Origin of the sequence: Empedobacter sp. GD03861, assembly GCF_029840885.1 — a bacterium.
Taxonomy (GTDB): Bacteria; Bacteroidota; Bacteroidia; order Flavobacteriales; family Weeksellaceae; genus Empedobacter; species Empedobacter falsenii_B.
On the sequence record NZ_JAOCDJ010000008.1, the window covers coordinates 77,709 to 93,202 of the forward strand.

The 15,494-nt window shown below is 33.0% G+C and carries 13 protein-coding genes; 11 read left to right on the plus strand and 2 right to left on the minus strand.

The features are described from left to right. The first annotated feature begins 7 nt into the window (after positions 1-7). From N5D03_RS06465 to N5D03_RS06485, 5 genes are all read left to right on the plus strand, one after another. Positions 8-346 (plus strand): hypothetical protein, encoded by a 339-nt coding sequence (locus N5D03_RS06465; protein WP_280036616.1) that lies wholly within the window; start codon positions 8-10, stop codon positions 344-346. Positions 347-503: 157 nt separating this feature from the next. Beyond that, positions 504-1,085, plus strand: coding sequence for a Holliday junction branch migration protein RuvA (ruvA, locus tag N5D03_RS06470; RefSeq protein ID WP_219033851.1), 582 nt, complete (start codon positions 504-506; stop codon positions 1,083-1,085). Next, positions 1,085-8,278, plus strand: a complete 7,194-nt coding sequence (sprA, locus tag N5D03_RS06475) for a cell surface protein SprA (protein ID WP_280051213.1) — start codon at positions 1,085-1,087, stop codon at positions 8,276-8,278. Before ruvA ends, sprA begins: the two co-directional genes overlap by 1 nt. 20 nt (positions 8,279-8,298) lie before the next feature. Then, positions 8,299-8,679: a glycine cleavage system protein GcvH gene (gene gcvH, locus N5D03_RS06480; RefSeq protein WP_219033849.1), complete on the plus strand. Its 381-nt coding sequence runs from the start codon at positions 8,299-8,301 to the stop codon at positions 8,677-8,679. Continuing rightward, on the plus strand, positions 8,672-9,052 hold the full coding sequence (locus N5D03_RS06485) for a VanZ family protein (RefSeq protein WP_280051215.1): 381 nt from the start codon (positions 8,672-8,674) through the stop codon (positions 9,050-9,052). The genes gcvH and N5D03_RS06485 overlap by 8 nt, the downstream gene beginning before the upstream one ends. Positions 9,053-9,371: 319 nt before the next feature. On the opposite strand, the gene nadE is transcribed toward N5D03_RS06485, so the two are convergent. Beyond that, positions 9,372-10,166 carry an NAD(+) synthase gene (gene nadE, locus N5D03_RS06490; protein WP_280051217.1) on the minus strand — a complete coding sequence of 265 codons (795 nt, stop codon included), beginning with the start codon at positions 10,164-10,166 and terminating at the stop codon, positions 9,372-9,374. Positions 10,167-10,266: 100 nt separating this feature from the next. On the opposite strand from nadE, the gene N5D03_RS06495 reads away from it, so the two are divergent. The 6 genes from N5D03_RS06495 to N5D03_RS06520 all read left to right on the plus strand — a co-directional run bounded on the left by N5D03_RS06495 (position 10,267) and on the right by N5D03_RS06520 (position 14,863). Next, positions 10,267-11,316 carry a gliding motility protein, GldB gene (locus N5D03_RS06495; protein ID WP_125349894.1) on the plus strand — a complete coding sequence of 350 codons (1,050 nt, stop codon included), beginning with the start codon at positions 10,267-10,269 and terminating at the stop codon, positions 11,314-11,316. A gap of 17 nt (positions 11,317-11,333) precedes the next feature. Further along, entirely contained in the window at positions 11,334-11,660 is a 327-nt protein-coding gene (gene gldC / locus N5D03_RS06500) for a gliding motility protein GldC (protein ID WP_038335027.1), read from the plus strand. 97 nt (positions 11,661-11,757) lie between these two features. Further along, positions 11,758-13,080, plus strand: a complete 1,323-nt coding sequence (locus tag N5D03_RS06505) for a TolC family protein (protein ID WP_280051219.1) — start codon at positions 11,758-11,760, stop codon at positions 13,078-13,080. Between the two features lie 152 nt (positions 13,081-13,232). Beyond that, the gene (gene tsaB / locus N5D03_RS06510) at positions 13,233-13,904 is read left to right on the plus strand and encodes a tRNA (adenosine(37)-N6)-threonylcarbamoyltransferase complex dimerization subunit type 1 TsaB (RefSeq protein ID WP_038335034.1); all 672 of its coding nucleotides are present in this window, start codon (positions 13,233-13,235) and stop codon (positions 13,902-13,904) included. Between the two features lie 18 nt (positions 13,905-13,922). Beyond that, positions 13,923-14,306 (plus strand): DUF423 domain-containing protein, encoded by a 384-nt coding sequence (locus N5D03_RS06515; RefSeq protein ID WP_280049058.1) that lies wholly within the window; start codon positions 13,923-13,925, stop codon positions 14,304-14,306. Positions 14,307-14,341: 35 nt separating this feature from the next. After that, positions 14,342-14,863: a hypothetical protein gene (locus tag N5D03_RS06520; RefSeq protein ID WP_280051220.1), complete on the plus strand. Its 522-nt coding sequence runs from the start codon at positions 14,342-14,344 to the stop codon at positions 14,861-14,863. A 33-nt stretch (positions 14,864-14,896) separates the two neighbouring features. Here N5D03_RS06520 and N5D03_RS06525 read toward each other — a convergent pair whose 3' ends face one another. Continuing rightward, complete coding sequence (locus N5D03_RS06525) at positions 14,897-15,457, minus strand: cytochrome b/b6 domain-containing protein (protein WP_280051221.1); 561 nt, start codon at positions 15,455-15,457, stop codon at positions 14,897-14,899. Between the last annotated feature and the right edge of the window lie 37 nt (positions 15,458-15,494).

A 15,494-nucleotide genomic window follows, 5' to 3' on the forward strand; every position in this document is an offset into this window, starting at 1 on the left:
TTTGAATTTGAAAAATTTAAAAATTATTATTTTATCCTTATTAATTTCAATAATAATATTATTTATAGTTCAACATTTTGGAAAAGTATTTGAACAAAGTCCATTAGAATCTGACGGATTATATCCTTGTGAAAAAAATTATGAGGGTTATTTTGAACCATTACCTTATTCATTTGATAAAAATTATGATGACAAATTAAGATGTTCTAGTCTTAAAACGAGAGTAACGTTTAATAATCCTATTAGTGATAAAGAGTATTCAACTGATTATTTTAAAACTGTATTTACATTTCCTCCGTTTAGTACGACGGTTATATTTCAAACCAACAACAATATGAAAAACTAAAAATTGATTTCTCAAAATATTTAATTCAAATCAATTGAAGCCTTGTCAAGATTTAAATCTTGACAAGGCTTTCATTAAAATCAATACTTTCATCCTTACAAAATAAATCGTATTTTTGACGTTATCACTATATGTGTGTAACTAAATAAACATCAAAATGATAACACAATTAAGAGGTAAATTAATCGAGATTTATCCAACAAATGCTGTAATAGATTGTAATGGGGTCGGATATTGGGTCAATATTTCATTGAATACATATTCTACTTTAGAACACGAAGAGTTGGTTACAATTTTTACACATTTGATTGTTCGCGAAGATGCGCATATACTTTATGGATTTGCAACAAAATTAGAACGAGAAATTTTTCAGAAATTAATTAGTGTTAACGGTGTTGGTCCAGCTTCTGGAATGATGATTATTTCTACACTTTCTTCCAAAGAAATTGCAACTGCAATCGCTCAAGAAGATGCCAGATTATTGCAAAGTGTAAAAGGAATTGGAGCTAAAACAGCGCAAAGAATCATCATTGACTTGAAAGATAAATTGGATCAAAATTTAATATTAGATGTTAATTCTACTTCGGTTAAAAATAAATCTAAGAATGAAGCGTTATCTGCTTTAGAAGTTTTAGGAATTCCTAAAAAATCTGCAGAGAAAATCATGGACAAAATCCTACAAGATCAGCCAGATGCAGACGTGGAATTCTTAGTAAAAGAAACCTTGAAGAAAATTTAATGAAGATTCATAACGAACCAAAAACTATTCGTAAAGGCTCTACTATAGCGGCTTTGTGTTTCCTTTTTGCAATGGGAACTATGAGCGATGTTATGGCTCAGGAAAGTGATACGCTTAAGTTTCCTATCCGAGATCAAAAAGGTGGATTGTTTTTAGATAATCAAATAAAATACGATGTACAATATGATGCGATAAAGCGTCAGTATATTTTATATCCTCAAATTGGAACAAGTTTAGTTTCCGAACCTATCTATTTGACACGTCAAGAATACCTGACTTTGGTTCAGAATCAAGACATGAAAAATTATTTCCGAGTAAAATCTCAAACCAACGATCAATTTTATCGTGAAGAACGTTTTGGAGATAAGGAAGGAAAAAAAGAAGGAAGTATTTTACCAAGTTTTAAGGTGAAATCTAAAGCTTTCGAAACTATTTTTGGTGGATCAGAAATTTCATTGATTCCGCAAGGTTATGCAAATTTAGAATTGGGTGTTTTCTTGCAAAAGATAGACAATCCAATGTTGTTACCGCAAAACCGTCAAACGCTTACAATGGATCTTAACCAACGTATGCAATTGAGTATTTTAGGTAAAGTCGGAGAAAATCTTCAGATGAAAGTGAATTATGATACGCAAGCTGGTTTTGGCTTCGAAAATCAAATGAAACTTCAGTGGAGAAAGGCTTTAGGGAATAAATTGGATCCATTTGGAGGTGAAGATGATATCCTACAAAATATAGAGGTTGGTAATATTTCGATGCCACTTAGTACTTCGTTGATTACAGGTGCGCAATCACTTTTTGGAGTTAGAACAGATCTTAAATTCGGTCGTACAAATGTATCGGCTGTCTTTTCAGAACAACGTTCAGAATCTAAAAATATCGTGGTTCAAGGAGGTGGTGTGATGACTGATTTTAAAGTCGCTGCCGAAAAATATGAATACAATAGACACTTTTTCTTAGGTCAATTTTTTAGAAATAGTTACGATAGAGCGTTAGCAAATTATCCTGCAGTTAACAGTAATATCAATATCAGTAATATTGAGGTTTGGAAAGTTGATAAATCTGGAGGGAATCAACAGAATAGACGTTCTATTATCGCTTTGCGAGATATTGCAGAAGGTGATACAGCGCCTCAAAATAGTAGTAATGCCTTATTTAATGAGATTAATTCTCAAGGTTTTACTAAGATTAGTGATGCAAGAAGTTATTTGAACGGATATTCTTTCAATGGAGAACAATTTCAGGATGGAGAAAACTTTATCGTCAACGAAAATGTTCGTAAACTTGATGCTTCCGAATTCACTTTCTATCCAAAATTAGGATACATTTCCTTGAATACGCCTTTGGTTGATGGTGAAGATTTGTTAGCGGTTTCGTTTCAGTATTCGTTAAGCTCTGATCCGACAAAATTATACAAAGTTGGACAAATGTCGAGTGAGACAGATAAACCAATTATCGCGAAATTAATCAAACCAAATTCTGCAGTTAATGTGGCTTCGCCAATGTGGGATTTGATGATGAAAAATATTTATTCGTTAAATGCTTATGGTGTTTCGAGTGAAGATTTCTTGATGAATATTAATTTCAAATATAATGGTGAACAATCTTCTGGAAAATTAAATTACTTACCAAATTCTGCTGTTTCAGAACAATCGTTAATTCAAGTTCTGAACATGGATAGATTAAATTCGAACGGACAATTACAACAAAATCCTGACGGAAGTAAAGGTGATGGTTTATTTGATTTTCAACCAGGGTTAACAATTGATACAGAAAGAGGAAATATTATTTTCACTTCTGTTGAACCTTTTGGTAAATATTTGAGCAATAAATTAAAAGGTCAAAATGAAGAATATGTTTTTAATCAAATTTATCGTCAATTACCAAATACACTTTCTGGCGAAAAATTAGCTAATCGTTATACGTTAGAAGGTCGTTACAAAGGAACGGTGACAGATGGTATTCCGTTGGGCGCTTTCAATGTGCCGCAAGGTTCTGTTAAAGTAACTTCTGGTGGAGCAACGTTGACGGAAGGCGTAGATTATACGGTAGATTATCAGTTGGGGCGTGTAAAAATCATTAATGAACAATTGAAAAATTCTGGAGCACCAATTAATGTTTCTTTAGAAAATCAATCTACATTTAATTTACAGAAAAAACGTTTCATGGGAATTAATGTCGAGCATAAATTTAGTGATAAGTTTATGTTAGGCGGAACTTTAATTAATTACCAAGAACGTCCAGTTACGCAAAAAACACAATTTGGTTCAGAACCTGTGAATAACACAATTGTTGGACTTAATACACAATATAACTCAGAAGCTGAGTGGTTAACTCGTTTAACAAATAAAATTCCGGGAATCAAAACGGACCAAATGTCGAACATTAGTGTTCAGGCAGAGGCGGCTTATTTGATGCCAGGAATGAACAAAGTGACAGGAGGTTATTCTTATATAGACGATTTCGAAGATGCACAATCGCGCATTAGTTTATTAGATGTTGGTTCATGGAAATTTGGATCAACACCAGGAAAACCTGCTGGATATTCTGCTTCTGGTTACCACCCGTTCTTCCCAAATGGAATGAAAAATGACGATTTATCATTCAACAATGGTCGTCGTATGTTATCATGGTACACGATTGATCCTCGTTTTTATGGTATGGGAGGAAGTTCGCCTTTAACAGATCAACAAATGTCAACACACATGGCACGTCGCATTAAGTTAAAAGAGCTTTTTGATCAACGTGATGTAATGGCTGGTACAAATTCGTACATCAGCACATTTGATATGACATTCTATCCGCAAGAACGTGGACCTTATAATGTTAATCCAAATGCAGTAGATACGAAAAACTGGGGAGCAATTATGCGTCCTATTTCAGTTTCTAACTTCAAAGATTCGAATGTGGAATACATCGAGTTTTGGATGATGGATCCTTATGCAGATGGAAAAGGTGGAGAAGGAGAGTTATTGGTACATTTAGGAAATGTTTCAGAAGACGTCTTAAAAGACGGCGAAATGATGTACGAAAATGGATTGCCTCATTCTGGAAATGGTGCGGCGACTGTTGCTTCTAAATGGGGATTAACACCTCAGTTAAATCCAATTTTATATGCTTTTGATACGGAAGGAGCTGCCCGAAAACAACAAGATTTGGGTTATAATGGATTAACAGATGAGGAAGAAGCGCAACGTTATGGAATTACGAGTAATAATTTAGTGACAGGAGAATTAGATCCTGCAAATGATAATTATTTATTCTTCTTAGATGATCGCTTTAGAGGTGCATCAATCGGGAATACGGTTCAAGATCGTTACCGTTATTTCAGAAATCCGCAAGGAAACAATTCAACTGATAATCCTTTACATGCATCATCTTTAACGCCAGATACAGAAGATATTAATGGCGATTTCAATTTAGATCAGACAGAAAACTATAATCAGTATACGTTAAAAATTAACCGTCAAACGTTAGAAGATCCAAACAATAAATTTATTGTTGCAAGAAAAACGGTTCAGGGAGAATTTCCTGACAAAACGAAACATGATGTAAAATGGTATCAAGTTCGTATTCCTGTTGATAACTTTGATTTAGATCTTGACGGAGATGGAGTAGAAGAGTTAAACAATGATGCGTCTATTGCACAAGCAGAAAGTGTGTTAACAGCTGCTCGTTTTATGCGTATGGTGATGCGAGGTTTCGAGGAAGAAACAACTCTACGTTTTGGTACTTTTGATTTAGTTCGTTCTGAATGGCGTCGTTATACAAAAAACATTTATCCTTATATCATTAGTAATCAAGAAGGTTATGAGGAGGATAAAAATATTGATGATTTAGAAATTGGTGAGGTAAGTATCGAACGAAATGGTACAGATCGTCCTCGTTATATGATTCCTCCTGGAGTTTATCGTGAACAAACACAAGGAACAACGGGATATCAATCTCAGAACGAAGCTTCGATGACATTGAAAGCGAAGTTTAAACCAGGAAGTACTTCAAAAGCTATTTTTAAGAATACAAATTTAGATTTGCGTCGATACAAAAAGTTGCAAATGTTTGTATCTGCTCAAAACTTATTAGATAGAGCGTCAAATGCGATTGATAATGGTACAAAATTATTTATTCGTGTAGGTAGTGATTATACAGATAACTACTACGAATATGAAATGCCGTTGAAATATACGCCACAAAGTTCTGCAACAGAAAGCACAGTTTGGCCAGATGAAAACTTTATCGATCTGAATACAGATTTGTTTACAGATGCTAAAAAACAAAGGGATGCTGATGGTTTCAGTACATTGCAACGTTTCAATTTTGCTTTTGATCAAGAGAATCCAAACAAAACGGTTTATGTAAAAGGTCGTCCAACATTGGGTAATGTCTCTTCGATTATGATTGGGGTTCGTAACACTTCTGGACCGTCTGATAAAGAAGTTTTACTTTGGGTAAATGAACTTCGTTTAAGCGAAATTGATAACCAAGGTGGTTATGCAGCTTCAGCAAATGTGCAGTTCAATTTAGGTGATTTTGCGAATGTACAAGTTTCTGGAAGCACAAGTTCTGTAGGTTTTGGTGCGATAGATCAAGGTCCTGCAAATCGTAATCAGGACGAATCATTACAATATGCGTTGAATGCACAAGTAAAATTAGACAAATTCTTACCAAAGAAATGGGGAATGGAAATTCCGTTCGATTTTACAATTCAGGAAAGTTTTGTCGATCCAAAATATAATCCATTAGACAATGATATTATTTTTGATGAAGCGCCTAATAAAGCTGAATTAGAAAAAGTTGTTCGTACTTATACACAGTTTAAAAGTTTTGCTTTTAATAACATTCGAAAAGTTAGATCAACAAATAACAACAACCCTGTTCGTTTTTACGATCCTTCTAACTTTTCAGTTTCGATGATGTATTCGGATAATTATTACCGTGATATTTATACGCAATATAACATCAACCAACAATTAAGAGCGTCGATTAATTATAATTACGGATTTAGAGGAAAATCGTACGAGCCTTTCAAAAAATGGCGTGCGGTTCAACCAAAAGAGGAATTAGGAAAATATTTACAATTTATTCGTGAATTTAATGTGAATCCTTTGCCAACACGTTTCTCTTTCCGTACAGAGATTGTGCGTACCTACAGTGAAAGACAATATCGAGATATCAGTCAATATTTAGGTGGAGGAAGCTCATCGAGTTTAATTAGTCCTACATATAGTAACAATTTCTTGTTCAATTGGCAATATAATTTAGGTTTTGATTTGACAAAATCGTTGCGTTTAGATTTAACATCTTCGACAATGACGTTGAATGATGGAACAACTTTCCAGCGTGCAGATCAAGATATGATTTGGCAAAATATGTTCACAATTGGACGTCCAGTTCAATACGATCAACAATTTCAGGTGAATTATAAATTACCTTTAAAATTCTTCCCATATTTAAATTGGATGAATGTTGAAGCTGGATTTACTTCGAATTATAACTGGATTGCAACTTCTACAGCTTACAGAAATTTTGAGACAGAAGTTACAAATCCTGATGGTTCTACATCAACACAAATTGCGGATTTAGGTAGAGGTACAGCTCAAAACTCGAATTCGATTAATTTGATGGGAGATTTAGATTTTACGAAATTCTATCCAGAGTTTAAAGGTTACAAACGTTACGATTCGATCTTAAAAGGACGTCGAGCAGAAATAGATTCGTTGAATACAGTTTATACAAATTTATTTGCTAAAAAACGTCGTACAAATAAGAAATCAGCTTATAAATTCAAACATAAATTTACAGCAAAAGATTATGGTTGGATGGTTTTATCATCGTTGAAACGCGCTAATTTTACATTTAATCAAACAAATGGAGCAGTAATTCCAGGATTATTGTATGAGCCAGGTTTCTTTGGTGTTGATGGTAAAAATGGACCAAGTTTAGGTTTTGTTTATGGAACACAATTCGATATCAAACGTCAATTGGTTGAAAGAGGATTGATTGTTGGTGATGAATTGATGACAGATGCGTATCAAATTACAAAAGGTTCTGATTTTAATGGAACTGCTTTAATTGAGCCTATTCCAGATTTACGAATTGATTTGAGTGCAAAACGTACAAAAGATCGTCGTATTTATCATTCAGGATTCAATTTAGCAGTCGAAAATCCTTACATTGATGAATTAGCAAATCTTAATATTTCGACCGTAAATATCAAAACAGCTTTCAAAGATGGAGATGCAATTTTTGAGCAATTCCTAACAAATACTAAAACTATTTCTGGACGTTTAGCACAAAAAAGAGGTAGCGGAAATGTAGATGGACTTGGTTATTACGAAGGATTTAATGCAAGAAGTTCTGATGTACTTTTACCAGCCTTTTTAGCGGCGGTGCAAGGAAAAGATGCAGGTTCGTCGAAGTTAGGATACAATCGTTCTATTCCTGTTCCGAACTGGCGCGTAACGTACACAGGATTGAAATCTGTTCCAATTATCAATAAATATTTTGATAATGTTGAGGTTTCGAGTTCATATAATTCGACTTACACAATAACAGGAATTCAGTCTAATCCAAACTTCATGTTAGATACAGGAATTATGGGTGGTGGACAAGTGACTGGTAAAGATGAAAATGGAAATTACTATACACAGAATTTATATGGAGCCGTTACGATGATCGAATCTTTCTCGCCATTGATTGGAGTAGATTTAACATTCCGTAACAGTATGCAATTGCGTGCGCAATATAACAGAGATCGTTTGTTATCATTAAGTACAACAAATTATACGTATACAGAAGATTATGGATCTGAATATATTGTTGGATTTGGATATATTTTCAAAGATTTCAAAATGAAAATTCGTTACCAAGGAAATCAGAAAACAATCAAAGGAGACTTAAATATTCGTGGAGATTTTTCTTTAAGAGATAATCAAACAACAATTCGAAAAGTAATTTATAACTTTGATGACGTACAAAATCCAAACGTACCAACAAGTATTTATGGAGATTCGCAAATTACAGGTGGACAACGAATTATGACGTTTAAGTTAACGGCAGATTATAACGCAAGTAAGAATTTGAACTTGAGATTCTATTGGGATCAGATGATGAGTAAATATAAAATTTCAACAGCTTTTCCAATTTCTCAAATTCGTGCCGGATTTAGTGCTACCTTTACATTCGGAAATTAAAAAACAATAAAACAAACATTATGAGCATTCCAAACAATTTAAAGTACAGTAAAGATCACGAGTGGATTTCTGTAGAAGGAGACTTTGCAACAATCGGTATTACAGCTTTCGCACAAGGAGAGTTAGGAGATATTGTTTATGTTGACGTAGAAACAGAAGGAGAAACTTTAGGTCAAGAAGAAGTATTTGGAACAGTAGAAGCAGTAAAAACAGTTTCTGATTTATTTATGCCAATTAGCGGTGAAGTTGTAGAATTTAACACTGAATTAGAAGGTGAGCCAGAATTAATCAATACTGATCCTTACGGAAAAGGGTGGATTATCAAAGTTAAAATTGAAGATGCTTCTCAATTAGATACTTTATTAGATGCAGCTGCTTACGGAGAATTAATCGGTGCATAAGACAAAGAAAATAATATTTTTTGCATATGTAGCGTTGGTGTTTTATCTGACGCTACTTCCACAAGAAAATTTCTCTAAATTAAGTACAATCGAAGAATTAGGAATCTTTTTTAAGATTGATAATTTTGATAAAATAGTACATTGTGGAATGTTTGGAATGATGACGATTTTGTTATTTGTCGCTTACAAAATAACAAATCTACGTTTGATGATAATTCCGTTTTTGGTAAGTTTTCTTATCGAAATTTTACAAGGCGTTTTAATATCACTTCATCGTAGTTTTGATTTTGTCGATTTAATGGCAAACTTATCTGGAATCGCCCTCGCATATATTGCAATAACATATTATTTACAACATAAAAAAACTCAGTAGTATTACTGAGTTTTTTGTTTTTAGTATATTTTTTTGATTTCTCAAATGTAAACTAAGAAAATATCATTCCGATGCTATGAGGAATCTTAGATTCTTCACTCTACTAAGGCTGTATTCAGAATGGCATTATCATTATACGTAAGTTATGTTGAACTCGTTTCAACATCGCTCCCAAATAAAAAAGCAATCTTTCGCTTGCTTTTATATTGAAAAAATTAATTTTGCTTACCGCTTACCGCTTACCGCTTACCGCTTACCGCTTACCGCTTACCGCTTACCGCTTACCGCTTACCGCTTACCGCTTACCGCTTACCGCAACTTACTTCATCAACTCCTCAGGAATATCACATATCGGAATTGGAACCATCTTGTGTTGGTTAATACGATTTAATCTCGAATAAATCTCGAAAACTTCTTTTTCTCTTCCTTCAAATTCATCTGCAGTTTTTCCAGCTTCTTTCGCTTTCATCGCCCATTCCAATTCATCGTAATTTGCTCCTAATTGATCTTCATCTGAACGATCATCGCCAAACAAACCATCGGTTGGTTTTGCTTTTTGAATATCTGTATTAATGCCTAAAAACTCAGCAATTTTATACACTTCCGATTTCATCAAATCTGCAATTGGACTAAGATCTACACCGCCATCACCATATTTGGTATAAAAACCAACGCCAAAATCTTCAACTTTATTTCCAGTTCCTGCAACCAAATAATTGTGTAAACCAGCAAAATAATAAAGCGTTGCCATACGCAAACGAGAACGTGTATTGGCCAACGCTAAATTCACTTTATCCGTCGTTTCTGTTTCTGGTAAAGCCGAAACCATTGCGTCAAAAGTTGAGGTTAAATCAACTTCTATCGAATCGATTGGCGACGAAAACTTATTTTTTAACCATTCAATATGACGTTTTGCTCTATCCGCTTGATTTTTTTCTTGATGAATTGGCATTTCCAAATTAAGCAAAGGATAACCTGTCATTGCACAAAGCGTTGAGGTTACAGCCGAATCAATTCCGCCCGAAATTCCAATCACAAAGCCTTTTTGGTGCGCTGTTTCCAAATAATCTTTCAACCAAGAAACAATATATTCTACAACTTTTTCAGTTTGCATAGTTTAATAATTTATTTCAAAGATAGCAGATTATGAAAAAAATTAGGGTTGAAAATACTACAGATTATTTTACTATTTTTGTTAGCTAAATAACCAAGCAATGAAATTTGTATATGGCTTAGCTTTTGCGAGTTTAATTTTATTTACTGCGTGCAAAAAAGAAAAATCGTGGGAAGTGGATGTCAAAGAACAAAATGTTCAGTTGAATATTCATGATATCAGCCAAGATTTTTTTAACGATTCGATTCCTTTAGCGGCTTTACGAAAAGATTATCCTTTCTTTTTTGATGCAAAAACTGCGGATGACGTATGGGAAAGTCAACGTCGTAATAAAGAAGAGTTGAGTATTTATGGACAATCTCGAAAGGTTTTTGGAGATTTTAAAAACTTAAATGAATCGTTAACTCCGATGTTTCAACGTTACCAATTTTATTTTCCAGAATATAAAATTCCGACGGTTTATACCTATTCATCAGGTTTGCAAAATATAGATTATCCTGTGATGTTTAGTCAGCAATCTGGCTTGATGTTTATTGCGATGGATGCGTATTTGGGGTCAAAGAATAAATTATATGATAGCATTGGCGTAGAACGTTATTTACGCACAAATTTAGATCTTAATCGTTTGCCTTCTCAAGCTGTTGATGCGATTGCGAATGATGTGGTAACATTTAGCCCAAGAAATCAATTATTTATTGATAAAATGATTTATGAAGGGAAGAAATTGATTTTGCAAGATGCATTGTTAACAGATACACCAGACGAATATAAAGTTGGTTACACGCCAGAACAAATTCAGTGGTGTATTGAGAACGAAGGTCAAATTTGGAACTTTTTTGTGGAGCAAAATTATGTATTCAGTTCAGATGCTTCTTTGGATAAACGCTTTTTAGCAGTTAGTCCATTTTCAAAATTTAATAATGAAATAGAACAAGATTCTCCAGGAAGAATTGCGGCTTGGATTGGTTTGCAAATTATTCGCCAATACATGAAAGAGAATCCGAAGGTAGAATTGAAAGCTTTGTTAGATGATATGGATGGTCAAAAAATCTTCAAAGATTCTAAATATAAGCCAGCTTTAGAAAGTAATAATTCAACAAATTATACAACAAAAACAATTGATGGTAAAGTTTACCATTTTGTGAAATAAACTAATAATTAGAAGTTATGAGAACAACAAATATTACGGTAGAGATTGAATTGGACGAAAATCACGTACCAGAAAAAATGACTTGGAATGCACCAGACGGTGGAATTAGTCACGAAGAAACAAAAGCAATGTTACTTTCTGTTTGGGATGATAAAGCAAAAGAGGCTTTGCGTATCGATTTGTGGACAAAAGAAATGACACAAGATGATATGAAACGTTTCTTTCACCAAATTTTAATTTCAATGTCTAGTTCTTACGAAAGAGCAACAGAGGAAAAAGAAGTTGCAGAAAGAATCGCTGCTTTTGCAGAAGAATTCGCAATTGCTTCAAAAATTAAAGGTTAAGATTTTAACCAAATAAAAACTTTAAGTCGAATTTCGTAACATTTTGGTTAGAAATTCGACTTATTTTATATCTTTAATTTTCTGACAAGAATAGTCTATGAAACAATTATTTTTTACTTTACTATTTATTACTTCTCTTCCTTCGTTTGCCCAAGAAGGATGGACAATTGAAAAATGTATTGAATATGCTTCGAAAAATAATTTGACTGTTCAGCAGAATACCATCAACCAAGAAATTTTTAATAAAAATTTAGAGTTAACCTACAATGCTTGGTTGCCAACGGTTTCGGGTTATGTAGATACTAACTTTACAATCGGAACTTATAATCCAACAATAGAAAAGGGATATTATCAATTTGCGCATTCATTTGGCGTACAATCGAGCATTAATATTTACAATGGTGGAGTTGTTCAATTGAATAAAGACAAAGCTGCTTTGGAATTAGAAGCGTCGAAAGTACAAACTGCGATGACGATAAATGATATTTCGTTACAAGTTGCAAATTATTATTTGGCGGTTTTATTGAACAAAGAATTGAAACAAGTTGCAGTTGGAAATCTAACTATTTCGAAGCAATTATTGGATCAAAATCAAAAAAAGTTCAAAGCTGGAACTGTAGCTCAATCTGTTGTAGCTCAATCTGAATCTGAAGTCGCGACAAATACTCGTGAAGTGGTAAATGCACAAATCGAAATAGAGCGAGCATTATTCAATTTAGCAATGTTGTTGCAATTAAATGATTACCGAAATTTTGCTGTAACCGATGTGAAGATTCCAGATAATGTTATGTCTCAATTGTATAATTTGGATGATGTGGTGGAAACGGCTTATCAAAATCAGCCTTCTGTCAAACATGCCGAATTGCAAATTGATGTTGCTGCGAAAGAAACTCAAATCGCGCGAACTTCATTATTTCCAAAAGTGACAGGAAGTTTCAATTTCGGAACGAATTATCTACAATATTTCAATAAAAGATTACGTCAAGATGCATTATTAGAGCAATTAGGACATAATGTAACAGGCGTTTTTGGAGTTGGTGTGAGTATTCCAATTTGGAATCAATATTCCTATAAAATTAATATTCAGAAAGCATTAATCAACGAGGATTTAGCAAAAGTTGACCTTCTACAATCGAAACAAGATGTGCTGAAAAATGTTCAATCTGCGTATTTCGAAGTAAATAGTTCTTATGCGTCATACGACTCGTCGAAAGAAGCGGTAAAATATGCGAAAATTTCATACGATTTTGCACAAAAATCGTATAATGCAGGAGTCATTAATCAATACGATTTTAACCGTTCGCGTAATGATATGATGGTTGCAGAATCGCAAATGTTGCAAGCGAAATACAATTACATTTTCAAACAAAAAGTATTAGATTTCTATGCTGGCGTTCCAATAACGTTGGAAGGAAAATAGAGGTTAAATGAAGTAAATAGAGAAAATATTAATCAAATTATTGAAAATTATTTTCATAAAAGAGTTTCAGAGTGTAATAAATATTTCTAAATCTATTCTAAAATCATAAATTCAAACTTTATACATCAATTTTCCTTGTGTATCTTTGCAACATGGCAACAATCTTAAATTTAGAAACTTCAACAAAAAATTGTTCGGTTTCGATTGCTAAAGATGGCGTTCAACTATGTTTGGTTGAAGAAAGTGATGAAAATTATGCACATGGTGAAAAACTGAATCAGTTTGTGGATTGGTGCGTGGAAGGCGCGCAAATAAATTGGAAAGATATAGAGGCGGTTTGTGTTTCAAAAGGCCCAGGTTCTTACACAGGTTTGCGTATTGGCGTTTCGTCTGCCAAAGGTTTTGCATATGGATCTGATATTCCACTTATGGCAATTAATTCGTTGCAAATTTTGGCGGAATCACAATTGAATCAAGAGGTCGATTATATCATTCCGATGATTGATGCAAGACGAATGGAAGTCTATACAGCTTTGTTTGATAAGCAAGGAAATCAGTTAACAGAAACAGAAGCTAAAGTAATCGATGAAACTTCTTTTGAAGAATTGAAAGGAAAGAAAATTATTTTTGTGGGTGATGGAGCAGAAAAATGTCAAGAAGTTTTAGCGCATTTAGATGCTACGTTTATACAAACTTTTCCATCGGCAAAAGATATGATTCGTGTTGCGGAAGAAAAATTTAACCAAAAATCATTTGAAGATGTTGCGTATTTCGAGCCATATTATCTGAAAGATTTTGTTGCCGGAAAAAAGAAATCTGAATAAAATAAAAAGAGATAATTTATGAAAAATCTTGTGTTGACAATTGCTTCATTATACGGAATGACGGCGGTTATATTAGGCGCTTTCGGAGCTCATGCGTTCAAGAAAATTTTACCAGCCGAAAAATTAGCAAGTTTTGAAGTCGGAGTACGTTATCAAATGTATCACGCAATTGTTTTGTTAGCTGTTGGAATGTATTTTCAATTTAATAACGGATTAGAACGTTCTGCAGCTTGGTGTTTAATTGCCGGAACATTTGTTTTTTCTGTAAGTATCTATTTGTTGTCATTCGCAGAACATTGGAACGCAAATCTTAAATTTTTAGGGCCAATTACGCCACTTGGAGGTCTATTTATGATTATCGGTTGGGGTTTATTGGCTTGGATTTTTATGAAAGGAAAATAATTTTCTTTAAATTTATATAATTGTTAATCAGTTATATGGATTTGTGGAATAAACTATTGGTTGGATTATTATTTTTACTTGCAATTAATACAAAAGCGCAAGATAAATTAGTATTGACGACTCCTTTAATCTTTAAACATAGCAACTTTGAATTGAAATTGTTTAATAATCAACAATTCAAATACAAGTCGGTTTTTTATAACTGTATTGTAGAGTTAGATAAAAACGGTAAAGAAATCAATAATGCTAATTATGATTTTGCTGAAGGAACTTATCAAGTAATGGATAATAAATTAATCTTAACTGTAAAATCATCAAGTGGCTATTATTTCTTAGAGAAAGAATATTACTTTTTGATTCTTGATAAAAAGACTTTTTTGATGTCTAATAAGGATCGAAAAAATCTCAAAGAAGCAAGAATGCAAAGGTCAAATAAATCTTTTCCGAATTATATTATAGATACGGATAATCGTAGAGAATATACATTTTATAGTACTGATCAAAAAGTAACTATCGAAGGTTACGAAAAAGATAAAATATATCAAATGTTTAAATAAAAAAGACACTTTATAAAGTGTCTTTTTCTATTTTTAATCTTTACCATTTATCATTTTAGAAACAATTCCAGAATTTTTATTGACTTCATCGATAATAACTCCAATGAGATGAATAAGAAAAAAGATAGGAAACCAATAAATTGCAGTTTTATGCAGTTCTTCCATTGGGTCTTTGTAAGTTCCATTTCCCCACATTAAATAAAATCCTGTCACAATATTAATTAGCATTAACAAATAGAAAATCATATAAATTATTCCCTGAAATTTTTCGGATGTTGAATGACTTTTCAAAGGATTAGGAAATCGGATTCCCTTTACCAGCATATAAACAATTCGGGCAGTAAAAAGACCTAAAGCGATATAAGCAAATATTTCGTGCCATTGCCACATTGGTTCTAAAGAACTTCTTCCAATTGTTTTTAAAGTAGCGTCAGAAATGTTTAAACCTTCTTTTGAAACTTCATTGGTAATTAAAGCAGAAAGATTTTTCTTGCTCATCCATTCCATTCTCAAAAAGCCAGTTAAGAAAAGCATTATCATCGATATTCCGATTGTCCAATGTAATAATCGATGAGTTAAAGTAAACTTTTTCATAATTTATAGTGATTAAAAAAACCTCTCTAAATTGAGA